This is a genomic window from Micromonospora sp. NPDC049523, assembly GCF_040676775.1.
GTDB lineage: Bacteria > Actinomycetota > Actinomycetes > Mycobacteriales > Micromonosporaceae > Micromonospora_G.
In genome coordinates this window covers 309,330-333,488 of record NZ_JBFAPP010000005.1, presented here as the reverse complement: position 1 = coordinate 333,488, position 24,159 = coordinate 309,330, and the positions used below count along the sequence as shown (strand labels likewise).

Below are 24,159 nucleotides of genomic sequence, written 5' to 3'. Positions count from 1 at the left end.
GATCAGCACCACTGCCAATGCGGCCGAAAACAACAGCATTGTCTGCCGATGTCCACCGAATATCCCCCGTCGCACCACCGGTGGAGCGTAAGGCATGCCGCCGAACCGGAAAATCCGATCCGGCGGCCATTCACCCGTTCAGTTACTCGGCCCGGTCGGTCGCCTTCGCCGGAGCGGCCTTCTTCGTCGCGGTGGTCGATTTCGCGGCCGTCGCCTTTCGCGGCGCCGCCTTCCGGGGTGCGGCCTTTTTCGCGGTCGTCTTCTTCGCCGGGGTGTCCGTCCCGGCCGCCGCGGTCGCCTTCTTCGCCGGAGCCTTCTTGGCCGTCGTCTTCTTCGCCGCGGCCTTCTTCGGCGCCGGCCCCTTGGCCCGCTTGTCGGCGAGCATCTCCGAGGCCTCTTCGAGGGTCAGCGACTCCGGGGTCTGGCCCCGCCGCAGCGACGCGTTGACCTCCCCGTCGGTCACGTACGGGCCGAACCGGCCGTCCTTGATGACCAGCGGCTTCTCGGTCAACGGGTCGGCACCCATCTCCCGCAACGGCGGTGCGGCAGCCCGCCGCTGTCGGGTCTTCGGCGCGGCGAGCAGCGCCAGCGCCTCCTCCAACGTGACCGTGAAGATCTTGTCCTCGGAGTCCAGCGAGCGGAACTCGTCGCCCTGCTTGACGTACGGGCCGTAGCGGCCGGCGGCAGCGAGCACCTCCGCACCGTCCGGCGCCAGCCCCACCACCCGGGGCAGGGTGAGCAACCGCAACGCCTCGGTGAGCGAAATGTCGTCCGGCGACTGCGACTTGAGCAGCGACGACTTGCGGTCACCACTGGAGACGTACGGGCCGAAGCGGCCGGACTTGAGCAGGATCGGCTCACCGGTCTCCGGGTGCTCGCCGAGCTTGCGCTCACCACCGCCGCCGAGGAAGAACTCGTTGACCTTCTCCGGGGTCAGCTCGTCCGGCGCGACACCCTCCGGGATCGACACCCTGTCCCCCGACGGTCCACCGTCCTCCGGCTGACCGCCGTCCTCGCCACCGGTCTGTGCGGCGGTCGGCGCGGGCGCCTCCACCTCCGGACCGGCCAGGGTGCGTTGCAGGTACGGCCCGTAGCGGCCGACCCGGACCACGACGTCGCGGCCCTCGTCGTCACGGAACAGCGGGATCGAGTTGACGCTGCGCGCGTCGATGTCGCTCAGGTTCTCGGTGACCATCTTCTTCAGCCCACCGGAGCGGGCCACCGAGTCGTCGCCGGCCACGTCGCTGCCGAAGTAGAACGAGGTGAGGAAGTCCACCGCGGCGTGGTCGCCACCGGCGATCTCGTCCAGCTCGTTCTCCATCGCGGCGGTGAAGTTGTAGTCGACCAGGCGCGGGTAGTGCTGCTCCAGCAGGCCGACCACCGCGAACGCCAGGAAGGACGGGATCAGCGCCTGACCGCGCTTGAACACGTACCCCCGGTCCTGGATCGTCTGCATGATCGACGCGTACGTCGACGGCCGGCCGATGCCCAGTTCTTCCAGCGACTTGACCAGCGACGCCTCGGTGTAGCGGGCCGGCGGCTGGGTGGTGTGCCCGGTCGCGGCGAGTTGTTCGGCGGTCAGCGGCTGGTCCTTGACCAGGTTCGGCAGCCGCCGTTCGGCGTCCTCCGCCTCGGCGTTCTCGTCGTCGGAGGACTCCACGTACGCCCGCAGGAAGCCCGGATCGGTGATGGTCTTGCCGGTGGCGCCGAAGTCGGCCTCCTCGCCGGCCGTGGTGACCGCGCGGATCCGGACCGAGACGCTGGAGCCGACCGCGTCGGTCATCTGGGAGGCGATGGTCCGGCGCCAGATCAGCTCGTAGAGCCGGAACTCCTCGCCGGACAGTTCGTTCGCCACCTCACCCGGGGTACGGAAGTGGTCGCCGGCCGGGCGGATCGCCTCGTGCGCCTCCTGGGCGTTCTTCACCTTGCCGGTGTAGCGGCGCGGCTCCGGCGGCACGTTGCGCTCGCCGTACAGCTCGGCGATCTGCCGGCGGGCCGCCGCGATGGCGGTCTCCGACAGGTTCACCGAGTCGGTACGCATATAGGTGATGTAGCCGTTCTCGTACAGCCGCTGGGCGGTGCGCATCGTCTGCTGGGACGACAGGCGCAGCTTCCGGGCCGCCTCCTGCTGGAGGGTGGAGGTGATGAACGGCGCGTACGGCCGGCGCCGGTAGGGCTTCTCCTCGACCCGGGTGACGGTGAACGGCCGCCCGTCGAGGCGGGCGGCGAGCCCACGGGCACCGTCGCCGTCGAGGTGGGTCACCCCGGCGCCCGGCTTCACCTTCCCGGTGGTCGGTTCGAAATCCCGGCCGGTGGCGATCCGGTCGCCGTTGAGTCCGATCAGGGTGGCGTGGAACGTACGTGGGCCCTCGCCGGCCTGGGCCACGGCGAGGGTGGCCAGGATGTCCCAGTATTCGGCGGTACGGAAGGCCATCCGCTGCCGTTCCCGCTCGACCACGATCCTGGTCGCCACCGACTGGACCCGGCCTGCCGACAACCTCGGCATGACCTTCTTCCAGAGCACCGGGGAGACCTCGTAGCCGTACAGCCGGTCGAGGATGCGGCGGGCCTCCTGTGCGTCGACCAGGTCCTGGTCGATCTCCCGGGGGTTGGCCACCGCGGCCTGGATCGCCGGCCGGGTGATCTCGTGGAAGACCATCCGCTTGACCGGGACGCGCGGCTTGAGCGTCTCGACCAGGTGCCAGGCGATCGCCTCGCCCTCGCGGTCCTCGTCGGTGGCGAGGTAGACCTCGTCGACCTCCTTGGCCAGCTTGGTCAACTTGGCGATCTGCTGGCGGCGGTCGGCGGAGACGACGTAGAGCGCGGTGAAGCCGTGGTCGACGTCGACGCCGAGCCGGGCCCACGGTTCCTTCTTGTATTTGGCGGGTACGTCGGCGGCGTTGCGCGGCAGGTCACGGACGTGCCCCAGGCTGGCCTCGACGATGTAGCCCGGGCCGAGATAGCCCGAGATCGTCTTGGCCTTCGCCGGTGACTCGACGATGACCAGACGGGTGCTCTTGGCGTTACTCGGCACGTCTCTCCCCGACCTCACTCACGACTTCTCGTCCCGCGGACCACCGTGGTCCGCCTTCCGACCGGGCTGCCACACTGCGGCGCCGCGTTGAACGTCCAACGTAACGCGCTGCGCGGCGTCCGGGTTGCGCGGGCCGCGAAGACCCCCGTGGAGCAGGGCGAACGCTGTACCCCGGAGCCGGCTCGGTGGTTCATCCCGGACGGCGACACCGTACACCGACGATGAATCGGCCTGGATCCATTAGCCGCTACGATCTCCGCTGAATGCCGTTATTTGGTGGATTAACTCCCAAATCTCCGATCGGCTGTCCGCCATCGGACAGTGAGCCGGATTGCCCCCGAATGAACACTGGAAGTATTAAAGCGGAAAAACGGGATTGAAAGGCGGTAAACCGCCAAAAGCCCTCTAAACGGCAAGAGTCGGCCAGATGGCCGCGGGCGCGGCCGCCGGCCGTTCACCCACCAGTTCCACCAGCCGGGCCAACCGGCGTCGCCCGGTGATCCGGTACGCCGGACCCCCGGCCCGGGGAAGCAACAGTACGGCCGGCAGCCCGATCGCGGCGAGCGCCGCCCCGACCGCCTCCCAGCAGCTCTCCTCGGTGTCGCCGAGCCGGAGCAGGAAACCGGGCGGTTCGGGGCTGCCCGCCGCGGCCACCCACAGTCGCAGCCGGCGCCCGTTGAGGTGCAGTCCGGCTGGCGGTCGTTTCGCCGTACCGCGCAACCAACTCCGGGCGAGCGGAGCGAGCGTGGTCGCGTACGACGTGCGTACCTCGTGCTGTTGGTCCTCGGTCGGCTCCCAGCTCGCGTGCAGGCCGCGCAGGGCCAGTTCGGCGACGAGCACGTGCACCCGCCAGGCGGCGTCGACCACCACCGAGACCCTGGCCGTCCCACCCATCCGGACCACCTGTCCCGGGCCGACGAGCAGTCCGGTGAGATCGGCCGGCGACGGATCGGTCGCCTCCACCCCGAACAGCGACAACTGCCGCACCGGCGGAACCACCAACTCCGACGACGCCGACGGGCCGACCCCGACCACCGCTTCCACCGGTTCGGCCGGCTCTGCCGCCTCCAGCGGCTCGGCCGCCTCCAGCGGCTCGGCCGCCTCCAGCGGCTCGGCCGCCTCCAGCGGCTCGGCCGGCTCTGCCGCCTCCAGCGGCTCGGCCGGCTCTGCCGGGTCGATCGGCTCGGGTGGATGCACCGGGTCGAGCAAAACCGGCGGATCGGGTGGATCGGGCGGGATCAGTGCCAGCGCCTCCCCCGCCGGTGGTCCGGAGGACTCCACCGGCGGTGAATCAGGGGATGGCGTGGTCAGCGACACTCCGGGACCTCGTCGAAGGCCTGCTTCAACTCGGGTGAATCAAGTTTGCTGGTGTCCAGCGAGCTCGCGTCGTACTCCTCGTTGAGGGTGTCCACGGCCGCCTTCACCCCGTCGTAGAACGGACCCGACTGGCCGATGCTCAGCCCCTCGATCGTCCGCCTGGCCTTGCCGTACGCGTCGCGGACCTCGGTGAGCGAGTCGAGGAAACCACGGGAGACCTCTTCACCCTGGGCAACGTCGGGTACACCCGCGTCGGCCACCCCACGGCGGGCCGTCTCGCTCGCCTGTTCCGCACCAGCCATCATCCGGACCAGGTTCTCCTTGGCCTGCGCGGGTGTCGTCTGCGCCGTCATCTGCTGCTGAGCGCTGCTGGTCAGGGCATTGATCTCAAGTCGCCAGGGGGCTAACGCCTCGCAGACCGACGCCGCCCAGGCCGGTGCCGTCGGGCCCCCAGCACATCCGGTCAGCAACACGAGGGTGCACAGGACCGCCGGGAGAATCCCGGCGGCCGGCGCGCGGGGCGTACGCATGCGTTGCAGCGTACGGGTTGCGCCGGACGCTGCGGTGGCACAGCCGTACGCCCTCGCCGCCCGAGCCCGAAGGACGGGCCCCTCGTTACCGCCGCAGCGGTGCCGAGGGGCCCGTCCCCGAGCCACGAACCCTGGATCAGGCGGTGATCGTCTCGGTGCGCTGCTCGGCGCTACCCGTGGCACCCGAACCGGAGTCGTCGTCCGACATCGCGATCGGCTTGCGCTTGCTCCACACCATCGCACCCACCACGATCAGTACGGCGACCAGCGCCACCGCGATCCGCAACGGGGTGTTCCGGTCACCCCCGACACTCCACGCCACCACGGCCGGCGCGATCAGCAGCGAGACCAGGTTCATCACCTTGATCAGCGGGTTGATCGCCGGACCGGCGGTGTCCTTGAACGGGTCACCGACGGTGTCACCGATGATGGTCGCCTCGTGCGAGGCGGAACCCTTGCCGCCGTAGGCGCCGTCCTCGACCAGCTTCTTGGCGTTGTCCCAGGCCCCACCGGAGTTGGCCAGGAAGACCGCCATCAGGGTGCCGGCACCGATCGCACCGGCCAGGTACGACGCCAGCGCGCCCGGACCGAGGCCGAAGCCGACCGCGATCGGGGCGAGGATGGCCAGCAGACCGGGGGTGACCAGCTCGCGCTGGGCGTCCCGGGTGCAGATGTCGACCACCTTGCCGTACTCGGGGCGCTGGGTGCGGTCCATGATGCCGGGCAGCTCACGGAACTGCCGGCGTACCTCCATCACCACGGCACCGGCCGAGCGGGAGACCGCATTGATGGCCAGCCCAGAGAAGAGGAAGACCACCGCCGCACCGATGATGAGGCCGACCAGGTTGCGCGGGTTGGCCACGTTCAGCGCGTTCAGGATCTCGGCGCCGACGTCACCCACACCAGCGTCGGCGTACGCCGAACGCAGCGTGTCGGTGTACGACCCGAACAGGGCGGTCGCGGCGAGCACCGCGGTGGCGATCGCGATGCCCTTGGTGATCGCCTTGGTGGTGTTGCCGACGGCGTCCAGCTCGGTGAGCGTACGGGCGCCGGCCTCGTCGATGTCGCCGGACATCTCGGCGATGCCCTGGGCGTTGTCCGAGATCGGGCCGAAGGTGTCCATGGCCACGATCACGCCGACGGTGGTGAGCAGGCCGGTGCCGGCCAGCGCCACCGCGAACAGCGAGAGCACGATCGAGGTGCCGCCGAGCAGGAACGCGCCGAAGACGCCGGCCGCGATCAGCAGTGCGGAGTAGACCGCCGACTCCAGCCCGATGCTGATGCCGGCGAGTACGACGGTGGCCGGGCCGGTCAGCGAGCTCTTGCCGATGTCCTGCACCGGGCGCTTGTTGGTTTCGGTGAAGTAGCCGGTCAGCGCCTGGATGGCGGCGGCGAGCACGATGCCGATGACCACTGCGCCGATGGCCACCCAGCGGGGACCGAGCGGCAGGTCACCCGTGACGCCGAGCTGCGTACGCCACTCGGCGCCGAGCAGTTCGGCCCAGGTCGCCGGCAGGTAGACGAAGGACATCGCCGCTACCAGGACCGCGGACAGCACCGCGGAGGCGTAGAAGGCCCGGTTGATCGCGGTCAGCCCGGACCGGTCGGAGGCGCGCAGCCGGGTGATGAACACCCCGACGATCGCCACGATCACCCCGATGGTGGAGATGATCAGCGGGAAGACCAGGCCGTCCTGGCCGAACGCGGCCCGGCCGAGGATCAGTGCGGCGACCAGGGTCACCGCGTACGACTCGAACAGGTCGGCGGCCATGCCGGCGCAGTCACCGACGTTGTCGCCGACGTTGTCGGCGATGGTCGCCGCGTTGCGCGGGTCGTCCTCGGGGATGCCCTGCTCGACCTTGCCGACCAGGTCCGCGCCGACGTCGGCGGCCTTGGTGAAGATGCCACCGCCGACCCGCATGAACATGGCCAGCAGCGCGGCACCGAAGCCGAAGCCCTCCAGCACGGTTGGCGCGTCGGCCCGGAACAGCACCACGACCAGCGCGGCACCGAACAGGCCGAGCCCGACGGTGAGGAAGCCGACGACGCCACCGGTCCGGAAGGCGATCTGCATCGCCTTCTCCCTGCCCCCCTGGTGTTCCCGGGCGGCGGCGGCCACCCGCAGGTTGGCGCGGGTGGCCAGGGCCATTCCGGCACCGCCGATGAACGCGCTGAACACCGCGCCGACCACGAAGAAGGCCGAGCGGCCGATCTTCACCAGGGTCTCGTTGTCGGTGTCGTGGACCGGCAGCAGGAACAGCAGCACCACCGCCAGTACGACGAAGATCGCGAGGGTTCTGAACTGTCGGAAGAGGTACGCCGACGCGCCCTCCTGGACCGCTGCCGCGATCTCCTGCATGTTTGTGGTGCCCCTACCGGTTGCCAGTACCGCCCTGGTCAGGGCGGCGGCAAAGCCGAGCGCCACCAGCGCGATGACCGCGGCGATGATGACGTACGACAGGTTCTGATCGGTGAGGGACAACCCGCCGCTTTCGGCGGCGAAGGTCGTGGACATCTATGTCCTCCTGTACCCAACACTCGCGCCGGCCGGCGGACGAGACCGGCCCGGCTTCTCCACACGTGGAGTCACGGTTCGCAAGCGTCTCCGCCGGGCCAGGCTTCAGCTCAGCGGTGACCACCCGATCACGCGAGCGCGGGACCAGGGCACTTGCTGATAACCCCGGGTACTCTAGCCGTCCGCAGTGTTGGAGGTCACAATTACCACCCACCGTGTCGCAATGATCTTCGTCGCTGTACTAGTGGAGTTGATCTGCTATGGAGACTGCGACCGGGGGTGACCGGTCAGCGGCCGACCGGCCAGACCATCCGCACCTCGGTGCCGATGCCCTCGTCCACCGGGCGCACCTGAAGGTCCTCGACGAAGCCCGCGAGCAGGGCGAAGCCCACGCCGACGGTGAGCGCCTCGTCGGTCAGCGACTCGTCGGCCAACTCGTCCGGGGGCAGCGCGGCCAGGCCCAGGCCGGCTTCGATCGGTGCCCGGTCGGTGACCCGCACCGTGTAGGAACCGCCGTCGGACATCTCGACCTGCACCAGGTCGCTGAGACCGTACTGGCGGTGCAGGGCGACCGCGCGGGTGCAGGCCTCGCCGATGGCCAGGCGTACCTCGTCGAGCAGTTCCTCGGCGACGCCGGCCCGGCGGGCGACCGCGACCCCGACCAGGCGCGCGGTGCGGACGTGCACCGGCGCCGGAGAGAAAGACAACCGGACGGTCGACATCACGCGGTGGGGTTCGCCGCGCCCGGCGCCGTCGCCGCGTCGATCGTGGGGTAGAGCGGGAATACCTGGTCCAGCGCGGTGATCCGGAAAATCTTGAGCAGCGGTTCCTTGTCGCAGACCAGCCCGAAGGTGCCGCCGACCGCGCGCAGCCGCTTCAGGGCGCCGACCAGCACACCGAGACCGGTGGAGTCGAGGAAGTCGACCCGGCTCAGGTCCACCACGACCTGCCGGGCACCGCCGTCGACCATCTCGATCAGCCGTTCCCGGAGTCGAGGGGCGGTGTAGACGTCCACCTCGCCACCGACCTCCAGCACCGCGTGCTCGGCGATGGTGCGGGTCGTCAGCGACAGCTCCATCCGTCCTCCTCGACTACCTCTCCGGCTGATGCCGGCCCGACCGGGCGGCTCCCGCCAGGAATGCTCATGGGCATCTAACCATCGTCCGGCCGGCGCCGCACCGAGCCGGAGCGTCGCCTACCTGACCCTCGGTGCCCACTGCCCGTCCCGTGCCCCCGCTTTCCGATTCCGGCGGGTCGGTGCGAGAGTGCAGGGCGTGACCACCGCAGCCACAGTATCCGCCGAGGCCGATCGGCCCCGTCCGGCCGGTGGCCCCACCCCCGGCCCGGCCGAGTTGCTGCGACAGCTACGGGCCCGAACCCGGACCGATCCGGTCACCCACGTCGAGCGGGTTCCGGCCAGCGCCGGGCAGTCCGTACCGTGGCCGGGCTGGGTGCCGGAGCCACTGCGGGCGGCGTTCGTCGGGCGCGGCGTGGTCACCCCCTGGCAGCACCAGGCCGAGGCGGCCACCCTGGCGTACGGCGGCCAGCACGTGATCGTCGCCACCGGCACCGGATCGGGCAAGTCGCTGGCGTACCAGTTGCCGGCGCTGGCCACCCTGCTCACCGACCCGCGCGCGACCGTGCTCTACCTGGCACCGACCAAGGCACTCGCCGCCGACCAGTTGCGCGCCATCGCCGCCCTCGACCTCGACGGCGTACGCCCGGCGAGCTACGACGGCGACACCCCGCGCGCCGAGCGGGAGTGGATCCGCAAGCACTCCCGGTTCGTACTGACCAACCCGGACATGCTGCACCACGGCATCCTGCCCGGACACGGCCACTGGGCGACGTTCCTGCGCCGGCTGGCGTTCGTGGTGGTCGACGAGTGCCACACGTACCGGGGGGTGTTCGGCTCGCACGTGGCGCATGTGCTGCGCCGGCTGCGCCGCCAGGCCGCCCGGTACGGACCCACCGTCGACGGTGTGCCCCGCTCCCCGGTCTTCGTGCTGGCCTCGGCCACCTCCGGTGACCCGGCGAACGCCGCCGAGCGGCTGACCGGGCTGCCGGTGACCGCGGTCACCGAGGACTCGTCCCCCCGGGGCGGGGTCACGTTCGCGCTCTGGGAGCCGCCGCTGCTGCCGCCCTCGCCCGACGCGGTCGAACTCACCGAGGCGGAACCGGTCCGGCGCTCCGCCCTGCGGGAAACCGCCGACCTGCTCAGCGACACCGTCGCCGCGGGTGTGCGTACGCTCGCGTTCGTCCGGTCCCGACGCGGCGCCGAGGTGGTCGCCAGCACCGCCCGCCGATCACTGGACGAGGCGGTGCCCGGCCTCGGCAGTCGGGTGGCCGCGTACCGGGCCGGCTACCTGCGCGAGGACCGGCGGAAACTGGAACGGGCGCTGCTCCACGGTGACCTGCTCGGACTCGCCTCGACCAACGCGCTCGAACTCGGCGTCGACCTGGTCGGACTGGACGCGGTGCTGATCTGCGGCTGGCCGGGGACCCGGGCGTCGCTCTGGCAGCAGGCCGGGCGGGCGGGGCGTTCCGGCGGCGAGGCGCTCGCCGTGCTGGTGGCACGGGACGACCCGCTGGACACGTACCTGGTGCACCATCCGGAGGCACTGTTCGGGCGACCGGTCGAGGCGACCGTGCTCGACCCGGCCAACCCGTACGTGCTCGGGCCGCAGCTTTGCTGCGCGGCCTCCGAGGCCCCGCTGACCCAGGCCGACCTGCCGCTGTTCGGGCCGGGGGCGGCGGAGGCGGTGGCCGCCCTGGTCGAGTCGGGCGCGCTGCGGCAGCGCCCGACCGGCTGGTACTGGCGGCACACCGGGCGCCCCGAGGTGGACCTGCGCGGCACGGGTGGCGCACCGATCTCGGTGGTCGAGACGGCCACCGGGCGGCTGCTCGGCACCGTCGACCCGGCCTCGTCCCACTTCATGCTCCACTCCGGCGCGGTCTACCTGCACCAGGGCGTCTCGTACGTGGTGGACAACCTGGACCTGGACGACGCGTGCGCGCTGGTGCACGCCGAGGAGCCGGACTGGTCCACCCACGCCCGGGACGTCACCTCGCTCGGGGTGGTGTCGGTGCGGTCGTACCGGGACGCCGGGCCGGTCGGGCTGTTCCTCGGCGAGGTGGACGTGACCAGCCAGGTGGTGTCGTACCAGCGGCGGCGGCTCGCCTCCGGCGAGGTGCTGGACACCCGCCCGCTGGACCTGCCCGCCCGCGAGCTGCGTACGGTCGCGGTCTGGTTCACCGTGTCGCTGAACGCCCTCACCCAGGCCGGGGTGGAGGTGGCCGACGTACCGGGTGCGTTGCACGCGGCCGAGCACGCCGCGATCGGCCTGCTGCCGCTGATCGCCACCTGCGACCGCTGGGACATCGGTGGGCTCTCCACCGGGATCCACCCGGACACCGGTGCGCCGACGGTATTCGTCTACGACGGGCATCCCGGCGGGGCCGGTTTCGCCGAGCGGGCGTACCACGCGGCGGCGGAGTGGCTGACGGCGACGCGGGACGCCATCAGCGAGTGCGGCTGCGAGTCCGGCTGCCCGTCGTGCGTACAGTCGCCGAAGTGCGGAAACGGCAACAACCCGCTGGCCAAGGCGGAGGCGGTCAAGGTGCTGGACGTGGTGCTGACGAACCTGGCCGAGGAATCCGCCTGATTCATCTGTATGGATGACCGCCCGTATGGGTACCCTGCTTGGGAGCGCTTCCATAGCTGTCCGAGGAGGACGAGGTGGCCGACACCATCGCCGAGACCGTCGACCTGCTCTACGGCGTCGACCAGGACAACCTCACGGTGGACCAGCAGATCTCGCTCAGTCAGGCGTACGCCACCCTGGCCCAGGCCGAGCAGCTGCACCGGATGAACGAGCAACTGCACGGCATCCACCAGATCCTCAGCGCCTCGGCGCTGCGCGCCGCTGCCGACGGCACCGGCCGCTGACCACGGCTGGCCCCACAGGCACCGGCCTCGCGACCGAGGCCTTCGACCATGTCGCCACCACGTACTTCGGACCCGGCACCCGCCCCTGACACCAACCTGGTGACGTCGCCGGCTGTGGTTGTTTCCTACCCCTCCAGGGGCAGTGATCGACCACAGCCCGCGCTCCGAGCCAGCGGCCCGGACCGGCTCAGTCGGCCAGCCGCTTCGTGTCCGCTTTCGTCCTGGGTTGGTCCGGGACCACAACCAGGCTGACGACCCGACGGATGCGGCCGTCGCCCCTGGGGTGGCCGACCCGGGCGAGGACGGCGCTCTCGATCTCCTCGACCAGCGTGGCGAACTCCTCCTCGGTCAGCCACACCGCTGCCTGCCGGTAGACCACGCCGTCCACGTTGGGGTCGGCGTTCTCGTGGGCGAGGTAGCGGTCGAAGTCCCCCATCAGCGATGCCGAGAACGTGGTGTACGCCCGCAGGTGGTCCTCCCGCGTCATGGCCGCCCGCGCCGCGGGGTCGACCACCGCCTCCTCCTTGCGTACCCGGTAGCTGCGCTCCACCGTGCCGCGTACGCGTTTCTCGTCCACCACCTCAAGCACGCCCGCGTCGGTCAACACGGCGATGTGCCGGTACATCGTCGCAGGTGGGATGTCGGGTAGGCGGTCGCGTAGCTGTGCGGTGGTCAACGGATCGGCGTCGAACAGCGCTTGCAGGATGCGCATCCGGACGGGATGCAGGAGAAGGTCCGCAGTTGCCATGACCCCATGTTCCCACATACGATAATGTTCTCATCGCTGATAATGTTCCCAAAGCCGAGAATGATGGGAGGTGGGACATGCGGGACGTCGACATGACCGCCACCGCCGACGACGGACTTCCCCTGGTCGGCACGCTGACCCTGCCCACGGGCGCCGGACCGCACCCGGCCGTCCTGCTGCTGCACGCCTCGGGGCGCCTGGACCGTGACGCCAACATCCCCGGCCGGCCCCGGATGGAACTCGGACCGCCGCTGGCCGCCGCGCTCGCGGACAACGGCATCGCGACGCTGCGTTATGACCGGCGCGGCGTCGGAGCCACCGCTGGCGATTGGCGTACGACCGGGTTCGTCGACAACCGACGCGACGCCGCCGCCGCACTGCGTGCCCTGGCCGGGCGACCCGACATTCGGGCGGATGCGATTGCGGTGGTCGGGCACAGCGAGGGTGCCGTCCACGCGATGTCGCTCGGCTCGTGTCCGGAGGTTGGCGCGGTGGTGCTGCTGGCCGGCTTCGCCCGCCTGGGCGAGGACGCGCTGCGCTGGCAGGCCGCGATGATCGCCCGCGATCTGCCTGCGCCCGTACGGCTGCTGCTGCCGGCGCTGCGAGCACTGGCCAACCGGCAGCTCGCTCGGATCAAGGCAAGCGATGCCGACGTGGTGCGGGTCGCCGGGATGCGGACGAACGCCCGGTGGATGCGGGAGATGCTCCGCCACGATCCGCGTCCGGACCTGGCGAGGATCGAGGTCCCCGTCCTGGCGATCACCGGCGGCAAGGACATCCAGGTCGACCCGGCGGACCTGGACGAGATCCGCCGGCTCGTACGCGGCGACGTCAACGTGCACCGGATTCCCGACCTGACCCACTCGCTACGCCGTGATCCCGGTCCCGCGTCGGTGCGCTCCTACCCACGGTTGCTGCGCCAACCGGTCGACCCCGACCTGCTCGCGCAGGTGAGCGGCTGGCTCGCGCACCGGCTCAGGGAACCATCCCGGGAGGTCCGAACCGCACCGCGGACGGATTCTCCCTGACGGTTCGGAAACTCGAACGCCTCAAGTCGGACCGTTCCATCGAATGCCTTCAGTCGCAGTTTCCGCACGTCCCCGGCATGGCGGGAACTCGGAATCCCGTCCTGCGCCACTCATGAAAGGGAAAACGGCGTGACTATCGCAGCCCCCGTTCGTCAGCGAACCGGCCTTGCCATTTTCTGGGCTGTCACGTTCAGCTGGACCTTCGTCTTCTGGCTCTTCGCGATCGTCCTCGGTGGATCGGCGACGAGTTCCCCCACCGCGGTTCCGTACCTGCTCGGCGGCTTCGGCCCGGTGGTCGGCGCGATAGTGGTCCGTACGCGCCGCGCCCGCCGCCGTGAACCCGTACCCGCTCGTACGGTGCGGACCCGGCTGGGCGTACGACTGTTCTGGGCGCTGCCGATGCTGGTGCTGGCTTCGGCAACCGTGGTGGCGGCCGCGCTGCTCGCGGAACTCCTGGGTGGTCCCGTGGTGAGCTTGACCGAGGGGCGGGATCTCATCGCCACCGTCGGCGGACCGGTGCCGTTTTTCGTCAGCATGCTGATCGCCGGTCCGTTGGCCGAGGAGCCCGGTTGGCGTGGCACCGCTTATCCGCGACTGCTCGCGTCGTTGGGCCGCCTCCAGGCCGGTCTGCTGCTCGGTGCCGCCTGGGCGGTGTGGCATCTGCCGCTGTTCTTCATCGACGGGACTCTCCAGGCCGAATTCGGTCTGGTCAGCTGGAGCGGGCTGCTGTTCACGCTCAGCGTCTTCCCGATGGCGCTGCTCACCGGTTACGCGTACGAGCTTGCCGGGGTCACGGCGTCGATTGCGGTCCACCTCGGCGTGAACATGACAATGGCACTGTTGACCGTCAAGTCACCCGGGACGCAGGCAGCCATCCTGGCGGTGCAGGTCATTGTCGCGAGCGTGCTGCTCGCCCGGCAGCGGCACCTCCGGCCGGCCCTGCCGGTCCAGGTTGATCCCCAGCCCCGGGTCGTGACCGAGCCGCCGCGTCAGGTCATTCCGACCCGAGGTTGACCGATTCGGGCAGCTCGGCGAGGGCGCCTCGGACGGCTCAACTCGAAGCGGCCCAGTGGCAGACCTGCCAACCGGCAGGTCTGCCACTTTGTCTTCGGGGATTAGCGGGGGGTGCGTCAGCCCCGTGCCGGGCCGGCGCGGGCGGAAGCTCGGGCGACCCGGGTCAGCCCAGGTAGTGGGGTCACCGCGATCTCGGCCACGAGTTGCAGGTCGAGTCCGTCCACTGTGCAGTCGAGCATCCGGCCACCGTTGACGTCGACCAGTTCGGCCGCTCGCGCGCAGGCCGCGGCCGGGCCGTCGAGCGTACGGGCGGCGCCGGCCAGCGCGCCGAAGTCGGCGGCCACCCTCGCCCGGTGTTTGGCGACCCTGGCCGCACCCACCGACGCCCCGGCCATACCGGCCATGACCAGCGTCAACCCGACCGCAAGCAGCCACAGCGAGGCGCTCCCCCGATCGTTGTGCCCGAACACGGACCTGGTCATGACAGCGGCTCCGGGTTTCCGGGTTCCACGGCGGCCACCGCGTTCGCGGTGACGGTCAGCCTCGGCAGTCGGGTGCCGAAGACACGGATCGGTGCGCGTACGGTCGCGACAACCCGCTCGCCCGCGACGGCGACCGACACGGTGGCGCCCGGCGGCGCGGAACCCGCTCCGGCCGGCACCCCGGGTTCGCCTCGGGAGGCGGCGAGTGCCGCCTCCCGAGCCGCGTCCACACACTGGGCCTTCATGGTCACCGCACCGACGGCGGCCAGCCCGACGAGCAGCAGCATCACCAGCGCCGGCAGGCCGGCCGCCAACTCAGCGGTGAACGAGCCCCGGTCGCCCTCGGCCCACCGGCGCCCGATCACTTCAGCGCCCGGTCGATCACGGCAGTCAGCGCCGACTGGACGTTTCCGGAGGTCAGTACCTTGAGCAGGATGCCGGCGAACGCGACGGCGGCGAGCGTGCCGACGGCGTACTCGGCGGTGTTCATGCCGGCGTCGCCGCGCAGCCGGGCCCTCAGTTTGCGGATCACGGTCTTTCCTTCCTCGTCGGGATTCTTCAGAGCACGTCGCCGAGTACGGCGACGATCACCGGCACCAGGCCGGCGAGAATGAAGGCGGGCAGGAAACACAGCCCGAGCGGCAGCACGATCAGGACACCGGCCCGCCGCGCCGCCGCCTCGACCGTGACGGCCCGATCGGCACGCAGGTCGTCGGCGAGCCGGGTCAGCGCTCCGGCGAGCGCCGCACCGCTGGTGGACGTACGGACGGCGGCGGAGGTGAGCCGGTCCCCGCCGGGCACCGAACCGAGATGGGCCCAGGCCTCCGCCGGTTCGCCACCGAGGCGCAGGGTCCGGCCGACCCGGTGCAGCCGGTCACCGAGCGGACCGCCGAGAGCCTCGGCAACGGACAGCACCGCCCGGTCGACCGGGGCGCCGGCACGCAGCGCCGCAGCCAGCAGGTCCGCGCCAAGCGGCAGGTCGGCGACCTCGCGCAGCCGGTGCCGACGGGCGCTGGCCGGTTCGAGCCGGCGCAACAGCCGGTCGCTCACGATGCCGGCCAGCACCCCGGCGACCGCCCCGGACCAACCGCCGAGCACAACCGCCACGGCCACGCCCCCGAACAGCGACCCGAGCCGGATCAGATCCGGACCCCGCCGGCCGTCCCCGGCAGCGGCAGTCGCGTCGCCTCCAGCAGCCCGACCGTCTCCACCGGCGGTGTCCTGGTCGCCGAGCAGGTCGAGTCGGACCAGCCTGCGCCGGGTCGACCATCCGGTGGGTCGGCCGGCGACGAGGACGAGTACGGCCGCACCGGCCAGGCCGAGGACCATCACCGCCGAGGTCGACATCAGGCCGCCCGCAAGGCGCTGCCGGCCAGCCGGTCGGCCCAGGCCAGGCCCGCGAGTTGCAGCACGATCGCGCCGACCGCGCAGCCGGCCCCGATCGGCGTACGCAGCAGCACGGCGAGCGGGTCGACGCCGATGCCGTAGCCGAGCGCGATGCCACCCAGGGGTAGCCCGGCCAGCAGCATCGCGGTCGCTCGTGCACCGGCAGCCTGTGCGGCGGCAGCGGAGAGCCCACGATCCATCGCCCGGGCATCCGCTTCGATCCGCTCCAGCAGATCGGCCAGCGGTGCACCGGTCTGCTCCGCGAGCCGGACGGCCGCTCGGGCCAGCGCGTCGATCCGCTCGCCGGGTCCACTCCCACCGCCGCTAGCGCCCGCGCCGGCACCCGCTCGACCTGCCGCGCCGGCGACCACGCGACCACCGGAGCCACCGTGTCGGCGGGACTCGCCGGCACCTGCCGCCGCAGGATCGGCGGTCGCGGGCAGCGCGTTGGTGATCGGCAGGCCGGCGCGTAGGTCGGCGGCGAGTGCGCAGAGGCCGTCCAGTTGCCGGCGGCGTGCCCGCTCCGCAACTCTCCCGGTACGCCGACGCAGCGCAGCCCGTCCCGCGAGCCCGCCGTACGCGAGCCCGGCGAACCCGGCGACCGGTCCGCCCAGCAGGGTTGCCGCAACCGCCGCCAACCCGGCGACAACCACCGCACCCCGCCTGGGTGCGCCGTCCACCCAGCCGGGCACCGCCATCCGCCACCCGACGGCAGCCCGGTCGGTGTCCGCGGCCGACGCCCCGTTGATCGCCCGCCAGCGCGCCCGGTTCCCCGCTGGTGACCAGGCGACGAGCCCTGCCGCGACCACCAGGCAGGCCGCTACGAGCCACCACCCGGAGATCACGACCGACCTCCCGCCGGCCGGCTCGGCAACTGCGGTCGAGCCGGCAACTGCGGTCGAGCCGGAGCCGCTGGTTCGAGCAGCACCGGTGGTACGGGCACCCCTCGGTCGGCGAGGAGTCGGGCCAGCGCGGTGGCGGCCGGTCCCGCACCCTCACCTCGTCGCCATGCCGGTACGACGGTGACCAGCCGTTCCGGCCCGCTGGGCAGCAGTAGGCAGACGGCTTCCAGCACCCGTCCCGCCTCGGTACGGCGTACCTGCAACAGCACCTGGAGTGCGGCGGTCACCTGCGCGTGCAGGGCGGCTCGGGGTAGCCCACCGAGCAGGCCGAGCGCCTCCAGCCTGGCCGGTACGTCAGCCGGGGTGTTGGCGTGCAGGGTTCCCGCCCCGCCGTCGTGTCCGGTGTTGAGCGCGGCGAGCAGATCGACCACTTCGGCGCCCCGGCACTCGCCCACCACGATCCGGTCCGGGCGCATCCGCAGCGCCTGACGGACCAGGTCGCTCAGCCCGACGGTGCCGGTTCCCTCCACGTTGGCGGTCCTGGCCTGCAGGCCGACCACGTGCGGATGCACCGGGCGCAGTTCGGCGGCGTCCTCGGCCAGGACGATCCGTTCGGTCGGCGGAACCAGGCCGAGCAGCGTGTTGAGCAGGGTGGTCTTGCCGGATCCGGTGCCACCCACCACCAGGTACGCCAACCGGGCGGCCACCACGGCGGCGAGCAGTGCTGCCGCCGGCCGGGGCACGGTGCCGTGGCGTACGAGTTCGTCGAGGGTGAACGGGCGCTGCCGGAAGGTACGCAGCGACAGGTACGGCCCGTCGGTCGCCACCGGTGGCAGTACGGCATGCAGGCGGGTCCCGTCCGGCAGCCGCCCGTCGACGTACGGGGATCCCTCGTCGAGGCGCCGCCCACAACCGGCCGCGAGCCGCTGGGCCAGCCGCCGTACGTCGTCGCGGTCGCCCAATGCGACCGACACCGGTTGCAGTCCCCGTCCCCTGTCGACCCAGACCCGTACGCCGTTCACCAGCACGTCGGTGACCTCGGTGTCGGCGAGCAGTGGGGCGAGCGGGCCGGCGCCGACAAGGTCGTCGTGGACCTGTCCGGCCATCCGGAGCACGGCGGTGTCGCCCAGGACCGCGGCGGCGGGCTCGTCGCGTACGGCCGCCACCACGGCGGCCGGGGTGATCGCCGTACCGTCGGTGGCGAACTTTCGGCGGACCCGGCTGGCGAGTTGACCACCGGCGGCAGCGCCCTGGCCGGCGGACGGGGGTCGGTTGTCCGCCGGCCCCGATCCGACGGGACCGGCGGCGCGGACACGGCCGGTCATGCCGCACCCGCCATCGGCAGGTCGTTGAGTTCGGTGAGCAGGCGCTGGCAGAGCAGGGCGAGCGGTCCCCGGCCGGAGGACGCGGGCGCCTCGCCGCGTTCCAGGCCACGGCTGAGTCCCGGCTCCGGCCGCAGGGTGCCGGCGAGCGGCAGGCTGAGCGCGCGGGCGACCTCGCGGGACTTGAGCCGGCCGGGCGCCGGCCCGCGCACGATCACCGACAGTTCGGCGCAGTGCAGGCTGGCCGCGGCGACCACCCGAGCCGCCGCGGCGGTCGCCCGCAGTTCGGCCGGTACCACGACAAAGGCCCGGTCGGCGGCCTGCAACGCGATCACGGCGGAGTCGTCGAGCTGGCGGGGCAGGTCGACGACGACCAGGTCGCGGCCCCGGCGGCCGGCGTCCATGGTGGCCGCCATCGCCTCGGCCGGCAGGTTGAACAGGTCTCCCCGGTCCCAGGAGAGCATCACCAGGTCACCTCGGCTGGGCAGCGCCCGGACCAGGGCCGGTGCGTCGACCCGGCCGTCGACCTCGGTCAGCGCGGGCCAGCGGAGCCCCTCGATCTGCTCCCAGCCGAGCACCAGGTCGAGCCCGCCGCCGAGCGGGTCGGCGTCGACCAGCAGGGTGTGCAGCCCGCCCCGCGCGGCGGTCACCGCGAGCCCGCCGGCCAACACGCTCGCGCCGGCCCCGCCCCGGCCACCGATGACCGCGACCACCCGACCGGGCACGGCGCCGGCCGATCCGGGTACGCCTTCGGCGAAGCGGTCCACCAGCCACGGTTGCGCCGCCGGCAGCATGGCCACGTGCTCGGCTCCGATCAGCTCGGCGAGTTCCCAGCCGGGGTCACCCGGCCCGGACCGGCCGACCAGCACCACTCGGGGGCGGCGCGGCAGCCGTGCCCGTAGGCAGGCCTGCGCCTGGTCGGTGCCGACCATGACCAGGGGCGCGGCGGCCCAGCGGGATCGGGCCGCGGCCGGGTCGGCGACCACCTCGACCTCCGTGCCGCCGGCCGCGGCAAGCTGGAGCAGTTCGTCGAGCAGCTCGCCGTCCGAGGTCAGGACCAGTGGCAGGCGGGGTCCGGATTGGACAGGGGTACGGGGTGGCATCGCGGTCTCCAGCGGCGGCGTCGGTACGGGGTGACCGACACACCCTGGACCGGCTCGCAGGTCCCCATCCCCACCTCCGGCGTTGCCTGTGGATAACCCGACCGCCTGTGGAAAACGCCCGAGAACGGGTTTGATCTGCTACGAAACCCCGGACTTCCGGTCCCAAACCGGACACCGGAGTCGGGATGATCCACAGGCCGGGTCGGCAAAGAACCACCCGTCGGGTCCCGGCCGGACATCGACCATCCGCCCGGTAGACCGGCCGAATTCGGGTACGCACCTCGAAGAGCAAGCCGCCACCGCAGCATGTCCACTGCTGCGTGAGAGGAGCGACCATGGCTCAGGCAGTCGGCACCGTCGTACTCGAGCCCGCCGCGCAGGAGTTCGCCCGGATGACCTCGCAGCCGCCCTTCCTGTACCAGATCCCGCCGAGCGAGGGCCGCGAGAAGCTCACCGACCTGCAGTCCAGCGGCATCGCCAAACCGGCTGTCGACTCGGAGAACCTGATGATTCCCGGGGGACCCTCCGGCCAGGTCCCGGTACGCATCGTGCGACCGCCGCACGGCGGCGCCGGAACGGACAGCGGAAACAGACTGACCCACCGGGTACGCGGACTCGCGCAGGACATGATGCGCTCGCGCGGCGGCCAGCAGGGCGGGATGCCGGTCGTCCTCTACATCCACGGCGGCGGCTGGGTCTACGGTGACTCGTTCACCCACGACCGGCTGATCCGGGAGATCGCGGTCCAGGCCGACGCGGCGGTGGTCTTCCCGGAGTACAGCCGCTCGCCGGAGGCGCCTTTCCCGACGGCGCTGGAGGAGTGTTACGCGGTAGCGCAGTGGATCAGCGAGCAGGGCACCGAGTTCGACCTCGATCCGTCCCGGATCGCGATCGCCGCGGACTCGGCCGGCGCGAACCTCGCCGCGGTGATCACCCTGCTGGCGAAGCAGCGTGGCGGACCGCAGTTCCGTCACCAGGTGCTCTGGTACCCGGTCACGGACGCGGACTTCGACACCGGCAGCTACCGGGAGTTCCACAGCGGCTACTACCTGAGCCGGGAGCAGATGATGTGGTTCTGGGACCAGTACCTGCCGGACGCCAGCAGGCGCAACGACCCGACCGCCGCACCGTTGCGGGCCAGCATCGACCAGCTCCGGGGACTGCCACCCGCGCTGGTCATCACCGAGGAGGCCGACCCGCTACGCGACGAGGGCGAGGCGTACGCGGCCAAGCTGCGACAGGCCGGCGTACCGGTCGCCCAGGTCCGCTACCAGGGCATGATCCACGACTTCGTCATGCTCGACACGCTGGCCACGACGAGTGCCGCCCGCGCCGCCACCGCACAGGGCGCCCAGACGCTCCGTACGGCGCTGCACGCCGACCACTAGCCGCTCCGATACGCGGGCGCCGCCCCGGTCCACCGACAACCGGGGCGGCGCCCCGCCGGTCACATCGGGTTCAGTTGCTCCGCTTCTGCGCACGCGCGCTGCGGACGAAGATGATCCCCACCGACATGACGATGGCGCCGGCCACGAGGCCGAGCGCCACGCTTTGGCTGAAGCCCCAGATCAGGGCGAACGTGGCCAGCGCCGACAGCATGATCATCACGAAATGGAGTGCGGCCGCCGTGTGGGCGTTCTCCTCCGACTCGTGCAGACCGAGTTCGAAGGCCGCACCCTTGCTGATCTTGACCTTCATGTCGAGCATGGTCCGATGGATCTTGGGATCAGCCCGGTCCCCCGGGACGCCTGCCCCAGGTGATGCCGTCAGGTCCTGCGGCGGCGGTTCCGCCATGCTCCAACCCCTTCTTGAGGCCAACTTTCTCAGGCTGCCACCGTGGCGCCCCCGGATCGAGGGATCCGCGCTGGGTGCCAGTAGAACGTCACCGAGGGTACACCGGCACTCATATCTCACGACCACGTGGGTACGCGCATCAAGCGTACGTTCATACTGTGATCATGCTGATGTACAGCGCCTACTCGGTCAACGCACAGCGCCGGACAGCCTGAACGTCGAGGGCAAACGGGCCAGGATACCTCATCCACCAACGTTAGGGTGGCAGGTCGGGGGTAGGTAAGTCATACTGCAAAGACGCATACTACTGGCGCGTAAGTGCCATACATTCCGAACCATGGAGGCGATGATGTCGTTACATTCCGTGAAGGGTTGCGGACGGTCGACCTAGACGAGCGAGCCCTCCGAGAGAACGGGCCGAAACCGTCAATCCCAGCCACGACCCAAGCAAGGAAAGGGTATGAAAGGGGATGAACTTACAATGCCACTAAAGACGAACGTGCTCGATCGTCAAGCCGGCGCTGAAGAACACACCCGCACCCAACCCGACGAGGATGGCCCGCAAGTGTCCTCCCCCTCGACGCGGCGCCGCGACACGCCTAAGGCCAACGATCTCCCGCCAGGGAACTCAGGCACAGGAGGTCAGCTAGTGCGCCTCACCGTCAACCTCACACCCCGGGCAGCCGAGGCGCTCGACAAGGCAAGCACGGAGTCCGGGGACTCGAAAACGGACACGGTCAACCGTGCCCTACAGGTCTACGCCCTGATCCAGGAGCTGTCCAAGCGAGGCGGCGGCAGCATCAGGGTCGTCCACCCGGACGGGGAAGTCGAGCGGGTACACATCGTTTGAGCATGGCCGTGCTCCACGACGAGCCGATCGCGTGAGCGCGGGGGTCCAGCATCCCCTCGGTTCTGGACTCCCGCCCCCGATCCCGGATAGGCGACGACCCCCGTCGGGGGGAGACGGGGGTCGTCTGGGGGTTCGGCTCCGGGGGGGTCGAGCCGAACCCACTCAGCGGTCACGGGGGGTGCAACCGCCGAGAGCTGCCGAGCACACGGGATATGAAAGTGTGTCGTGAATACAAGCATGCCTGAGCCGACCTGTATACGTCGAGTGGCGCACTCTCCACTCACCGCAAAACCCCGGCGGTCCGACGTGATCACGCTCACTACCGGTGGCTCCGGGACCAGGGTGTCCGGGGCCACAGCCGGCCGGGTGACCCCGCGCACCCGCCGACCATAGACCATCCGGCTAGACTTGCGCGCCGTGGGCCGAAGTGCCGCTTTTTTCGATCTGGACAAGACCGTCATCGCGAAGTCGAGCGCCCTGGCGTTCGGCAGGCCGTTCTACCGGGACGGCCTGATCTCGCGCCGCGACGTGGTCAAGTCCGCGTACGCCCAGCTGATGTTCCGGCTCGGCGGGATGAACGACCAGACGATGGCGCGTACCCGGGACTACCTGGCCGCGCTCACCAAGGGCTGGTCGGTGGACCAGGTCCGCCAGATCGTCGCCGAGACACTGCACGAGCTGATCAACCCCTACGTGTACGCCGAAGCCGCCGCCCTGATCGAGGAGCACCAGGCTGCCGGCCGGGACGTCGTACTCGTCTCCGCCTCGGGCGAGGAACTCGTCCGCCCGATCGGTGAGCTGCTCGGGGTGACCGACGTGATCGCCACCCGAATGGCGGTGCAGGACGGGCGCTACAGCGGCGACGTGGAGTTCTACGCAGCCGGTTCGGCCAAGGTCAGCGGCGTCGCCGAGCTCGCCGAGGCACGTGGTTACGACCTCGCCGAGTCGTACGCGTACTCCGACTCGATCAGCGACCGGCCGCTGCTGGAGTGTGTCGGGCATCCCACGGCGGTGAACCCGGACCGGGCGCTACGCAAGCTCGCCACCGAAAACGCCTGGCCGGTGCTGGAGTTCCGGCACCCGGTGCCGCTGGGCCGCCGGCTGCGGGACCGTCCGGCCGTGCCGGTGGCCGCCGCCGCGCTCGGCGTCGGAGTCGGCGTCGCGATCGGCATCGCCTGGTACGGCCGCCACCGCCGCACCCGCACCACCTCCGCCCAGAAGAGCTGACACCCCGCTCCGCGCGGCGGAACCGAGCCCGGCGAGATCGGCCGCGGGCTCAGGCGGCGGCGAGGACCTCGTCACCGACCAGGGCGACCTGCTCGGCGCCGACCTCCACCGCCGTCGCGTAGTGCCGCAGCCAGGAGCGCACCCCGTCCGGCGTACCGGTGGCGAAGGCGCCGGCCGCGCCGACGTACTCGGGGGACCGCTCGTGGTGGCCGACGTCGACCGCGACCAGCCCGCGCGGGTCGAACCCGCTGGCGAGCAGGGTCAGCCGGGCGGCGGCTCGGGCCACCACCCCGGACGGCCCGGCGAACGGGCGCAGGGCGAGCAGTTCGCCGTGCACCACGGCGGCCAGTACCAACGGATCCACCTTCGTACCGCCGGTCAGCAGCCCGGCCAGGCCGTCCAGCCGGGCGCCGGTCGCCGGGTCGGCCACCGGGCGGCCGAGTTCGTGCTCCGGCACCACGTCGCGGGCGGCGAGCACGTGCAGCTTCGCCAGCACCTGCCGGGGCGCCCGGGTCCACAGGTCGGCGAGTCCGGGCAGCGAGCCGGCGACCCGCAGCGCACCCTGGAGCACCGGGTCGGTGACGGTGCCGGCGCGTACGGCTTCGCGCTCGTGCTCGTACCCCTCCAGGGCGGCGCTGGCCACCGCGGACCGGAGGCTGATCTCGGCCGCGACCTGGCCGCCGTGCCGGCGCAACGCGCGGTGTCGCAGGGCCTGGTCGACCCGCTCGCGGGCCCGGTCGACGGCGGGCCCGACGTCGGCGAGGGTGAGCAGCGGGGCGAGCGGGTCGGTGGTCACGACGTTCACGCTAGCGACCCGCCACGTGGACGGCGGCGGCAGCCGGCCGACAGCCCCCGACCGGGGCGGACCGGCCGGCGCTCGACGGCGTTCACTCGGCGCGCGGGACGGCCCAGCGACCCGACCAGCGCTCGCACCACCGGTGAGGGCGCCGTTAACCTCCTACCGAGACGCATCTCACGCTGACCACGAGGAGCCCCACCGATGAGCGAGCAGATGAGC

Annotated in this window: 22 protein-coding genes and 1 pseudogene; 7 read left to right on the top strand and 16 right to left on the bottom strand. The window is 71.4% G+C overall.

The features are described from left to right. Positions 1–142: 142 nt before the first annotated feature. The 6 genes from topA to AB0J90_RS10240 form a co-directional block, all read right to left on the bottom strand. Positions 143–3,034 carry a type I DNA topoisomerase gene (topA, locus tag AB0J90_RS10265; RefSeq protein WP_363594205.1) on the bottom strand — a complete coding sequence of 964 codons (2,892 nt, stop codon included), beginning with the start codon at positions 3,032–3,034 and terminating at the stop codon, positions 143–145. A 405-nt stretch (positions 3,035–3,439) separates the two neighbouring features. Continuing rightward, entirely contained in the window at positions 3,440–4,078 is a 639-nt protein-coding gene (locus tag AB0J90_RS10260; protein ID WP_363594384.1) for a hypothetical protein, read from the bottom strand. Positions 4,079–4,341: 263 nt separating this feature from the next. Then, entirely contained in the window at positions 4,342–4,881 is a 540-nt protein-coding gene (locus AB0J90_RS10255; RefSeq protein ID WP_363594203.1) for a hypothetical protein, read from the bottom strand. A 136-nt stretch (positions 4,882–5,017) separates the two neighbouring features. After that, entirely contained in the window at positions 5,018–7,396 is a 2,379-nt protein-coding gene (locus AB0J90_RS10250) for a sodium-translocating pyrophosphatase (protein ID WP_363594201.1), read from the bottom strand. A gap of 287 nt (positions 7,397–7,683) precedes the next feature. Then, complete coding sequence (locus AB0J90_RS10245) at positions 7,684–8,121, bottom strand: ATP-binding protein (protein ID WP_326561371.1); 438 nt, start codon at positions 8,119–8,121, stop codon at positions 7,684–7,686. Further along, a complete protein-coding gene (locus tag AB0J90_RS10240) occupies positions 8,118–8,474 on the bottom strand; it encodes an STAS domain-containing protein (protein ID WP_326561372.1) in 357 nt (118 codons plus the stop codon). The genes AB0J90_RS10245 and AB0J90_RS10240 overlap by 4 nt, the downstream gene beginning before the upstream one ends. 196 nt (positions 8,475–8,670) lie before the next feature. Between AB0J90_RS10240 and AB0J90_RS10235 the strand changes: the two genes are divergently transcribed. Further along, positions 8,671–11,061 carry a DEAD/DEAH box helicase gene (locus tag AB0J90_RS10235; RefSeq protein ID WP_363594199.1) on the top strand — a complete coding sequence of 797 codons (2,391 nt, stop codon included), beginning with the start codon at positions 8,671–8,673 and terminating at the stop codon, positions 11,059–11,061. Positions 11,062–11,135: 74 nt separating this feature from the next. After that, entirely contained in the window at positions 11,136–11,345 is a 210-nt protein-coding gene (locus tag AB0J90_RS10230; protein ID WP_363594197.1) for a hypothetical protein, read from the top strand. Between the two features lie 187 nt (positions 11,346–11,532). Here AB0J90_RS10230 and AB0J90_RS10225 read toward each other — a convergent pair whose 3' ends face one another. Then, complete coding sequence (locus AB0J90_RS10225) at positions 11,533–12,093, bottom strand: helix-turn-helix domain-containing protein (RefSeq protein ID WP_363594195.1); 561 nt, start codon at positions 12,091–12,093, stop codon at positions 11,533–11,535. Positions 12,094–12,170: 77 nt separating this feature from the next. Between AB0J90_RS10225 and AB0J90_RS10220 the strand changes: the two genes are divergently transcribed. Together AB0J90_RS10220 and AB0J90_RS10215 are read left to right on the top strand one after the other, a co-directional pair. Continuing rightward, positions 12,171–13,121, top strand: a complete 951-nt coding sequence (locus AB0J90_RS10220; protein ID WP_363594193.1) for an alpha/beta fold hydrolase — start codon at positions 12,171–12,173, stop codon at positions 13,119–13,121. A gap of 129 nt (positions 13,122–13,250) precedes the next feature. Further along, on the top strand, positions 13,251–14,135 hold the full coding sequence (locus tag AB0J90_RS10215) for a type II CAAX endopeptidase family protein (RefSeq protein WP_363594191.1): 885 nt from the start codon (positions 13,251–13,253) through the stop codon (positions 14,133–14,135). Between the two features lie 116 nt (positions 14,136–14,251). Here AB0J90_RS10215 and AB0J90_RS10210 read toward each other — a convergent pair whose 3' ends face one another. From AB0J90_RS10210 to ssd, 7 genes and pseudogenes are all read right to left on the bottom strand, one after another. Further along, positions 14,252–14,617, bottom strand: a complete 366-nt coding sequence (locus AB0J90_RS10210) for an Rv3654c family TadE-like protein (protein WP_363594189.1) — start codon at positions 14,615–14,617, stop codon at positions 14,252–14,254. After that, entirely contained in the window at positions 14,614–14,982 is a 369-nt protein-coding gene (locus AB0J90_RS10205) for a TadE family type IV pilus minor pilin (RefSeq protein WP_363594187.1), read from the bottom strand. Before AB0J90_RS10205 ends, AB0J90_RS10210 begins: the two co-directional genes overlap by 4 nt. Further along, positions 14,979–15,146 carry a DUF4244 domain-containing protein gene (locus AB0J90_RS10200; RefSeq protein ID WP_285791757.1) on the bottom strand — a complete coding sequence of 56 codons (168 nt, stop codon included), beginning with the start codon at positions 15,144–15,146 and terminating at the stop codon, positions 14,979–14,981. The genes AB0J90_RS10205 and AB0J90_RS10200 overlap by 4 nt, the downstream gene beginning before the upstream one ends. Positions 15,147–15,175: 29 nt before the next feature. Continuing rightward, positions 15,176–15,964: a type II secretion system F family protein gene (locus AB0J90_RS10195; RefSeq protein ID WP_363594185.1), complete on the bottom strand. Its 789-nt coding sequence runs from the start codon at positions 15,962–15,964 to the stop codon at positions 15,176–15,178. Continuing rightward, a pseudogene (locus AB0J90_RS10190) lies at positions 15,964–16,674 on the bottom strand (hypothetical protein); the annotation flags it as partial. The pseudogene AB0J90_RS10190 and the gene AB0J90_RS10195, both read right to left, overlap by 1 nt. Positions 16,675–16,844: 170 nt before the next feature. Continuing rightward, positions 16,845–18,170, bottom strand: a complete 1,326-nt coding sequence (locus AB0J90_RS10185; RefSeq protein WP_363594183.1) for a TadA family conjugal transfer-associated ATPase — start codon at positions 18,168–18,170, stop codon at positions 16,845–16,847. Continuing rightward, positions 18,167–19,222, bottom strand: a complete 1,056-nt coding sequence (gene ssd / locus AB0J90_RS10180; protein WP_363594382.1) for a septum site-determining protein Ssd — start codon at positions 19,220–19,222, stop codon at positions 18,167–18,169. The genes AB0J90_RS10185 and ssd overlap by 4 nt, the downstream gene beginning before the upstream one ends. A 383-nt stretch (positions 19,223–19,605) precedes the next feature. On the opposite strand from ssd, the gene AB0J90_RS10175 reads away from it, so the two are divergent. Then, on the top strand, positions 19,606–20,658 hold the full coding sequence (locus tag AB0J90_RS10175) for an alpha/beta hydrolase (RefSeq protein WP_363594181.1): 1,053 nt from the start codon (positions 19,606–19,608) through the stop codon (positions 20,656–20,658). 70 nt (positions 20,659–20,728) lie between these two features. Here AB0J90_RS10175 and AB0J90_RS10170 read toward each other — a convergent pair whose 3' ends face one another. Continuing rightward, positions 20,729–20,968: a hypothetical protein gene (locus AB0J90_RS10170; RefSeq protein WP_363594179.1), complete on the bottom strand. Its 240-nt coding sequence runs from the start codon at positions 20,966–20,968 to the stop codon at positions 20,729–20,731. A 745-nt stretch (positions 20,969–21,713) separates the two neighbouring features. On the opposite strand from AB0J90_RS10170, the gene AB0J90_RS10165 reads away from it, so the two are divergent. Together AB0J90_RS10165 and AB0J90_RS10160 are read left to right on the top strand one after the other, a co-directional pair. Continuing rightward, positions 21,714–21,914 (top strand): hypothetical protein, encoded by a 201-nt coding sequence (locus AB0J90_RS10165; RefSeq protein ID WP_363594177.1) that lies wholly within the window; start codon positions 21,714–21,716, stop codon positions 21,912–21,914. A 408-nt stretch (positions 21,915–22,322) separates the two neighbouring features. Continuing rightward, entirely contained in the window at positions 22,323–23,141 is an 819-nt protein-coding gene (locus tag AB0J90_RS10160) for an HAD-IB family hydrolase (protein WP_363594175.1), read from the top strand. A 49-nt stretch (positions 23,142–23,190) separates the two neighbouring features. Here the strand turns inward: AB0J90_RS10160 and AB0J90_RS10155 are convergent, their stop codons facing one another. After that, positions 23,191–23,937: an oxidoreductase gene (locus AB0J90_RS10155; protein ID WP_363594173.1), complete on the bottom strand. Its 747-nt coding sequence runs from the start codon at positions 23,935–23,937 to the stop codon at positions 23,191–23,193. Positions 23,938–24,159 lie beyond the last annotated feature (222 nt).

What these genes read in the sequence shown, in the direction of transcription:
- AB0J90_RS10250 (WP_363594201.1), bottom strand. Translation starts at nt 7,396, where the DNA reads ATGTCCACGACCTTCGCCGCCGAAAGCGGCGGGTTGTCCCTCACCGAT.
- AB0J90_RS10210 (WP_363594189.1), bottom strand. Translation starts at nt 14,617, where the DNA reads ATGACCAGGTCCGTGTTCGGGCACAACGATCGGGGGAGCGCCTCGCTG.
- AB0J90_RS10255 (WP_363594203.1), bottom strand. Translation starts at nt 4,881, where the DNA reads ATGCGTACGCCCCGCGCGCCGGCCGCCGGGATTCTCCCGGCGGTCCTG.
- AB0J90_RS10225 (WP_363594195.1), bottom strand. Translation starts at nt 12,093, where the DNA reads ATGGCAACTGCGGACCTTCTCCTGCATCCCGTCCGGATGCGCATCCTG.
- AB0J90_RS10195 (WP_363594185.1), bottom strand. Translation starts at nt 15,964, where the DNA reads ATGTCGACCTCGGCGGTGATGGTCCTCGGCCTGGCCGGTGCGGCCGTA.
- AB0J90_RS10175 (WP_363594181.1), top strand. Translation starts at nt 19,606, where the DNA reads ATGGCTCAGGCAGTCGGCACCGTCGTACTCGAGCCCGCCGCGCAGGAG.
- AB0J90_RS10240 (WP_326561372.1), bottom strand. Translation starts at nt 8,474, where the DNA reads ATGGAGCTGTCGCTGACGACCCGCACCATCGCCGAGCACGCGGTGCTG.
- AB0J90_RS10185 (WP_363594183.1), bottom strand. Translation starts at nt 18,170, where the DNA reads ATGACCGGCCGTGTCCGCGCCGCCGGTCCCGTCGGATCGGGGCCGGCG.
- AB0J90_RS10220 (WP_363594193.1), top strand. Translation starts at nt 12,171, where the DNA reads ATGCGGGACGTCGACATGACCGCCACCGCCGACGACGGACTTCCCCTG.
- AB0J90_RS10170 (WP_363594179.1), bottom strand. Translation starts at nt 20,968, where the DNA reads ATGAAGGTCAAGATCAGCAAGGGTGCGGCCTTCGAACTCGGTCTGCAC.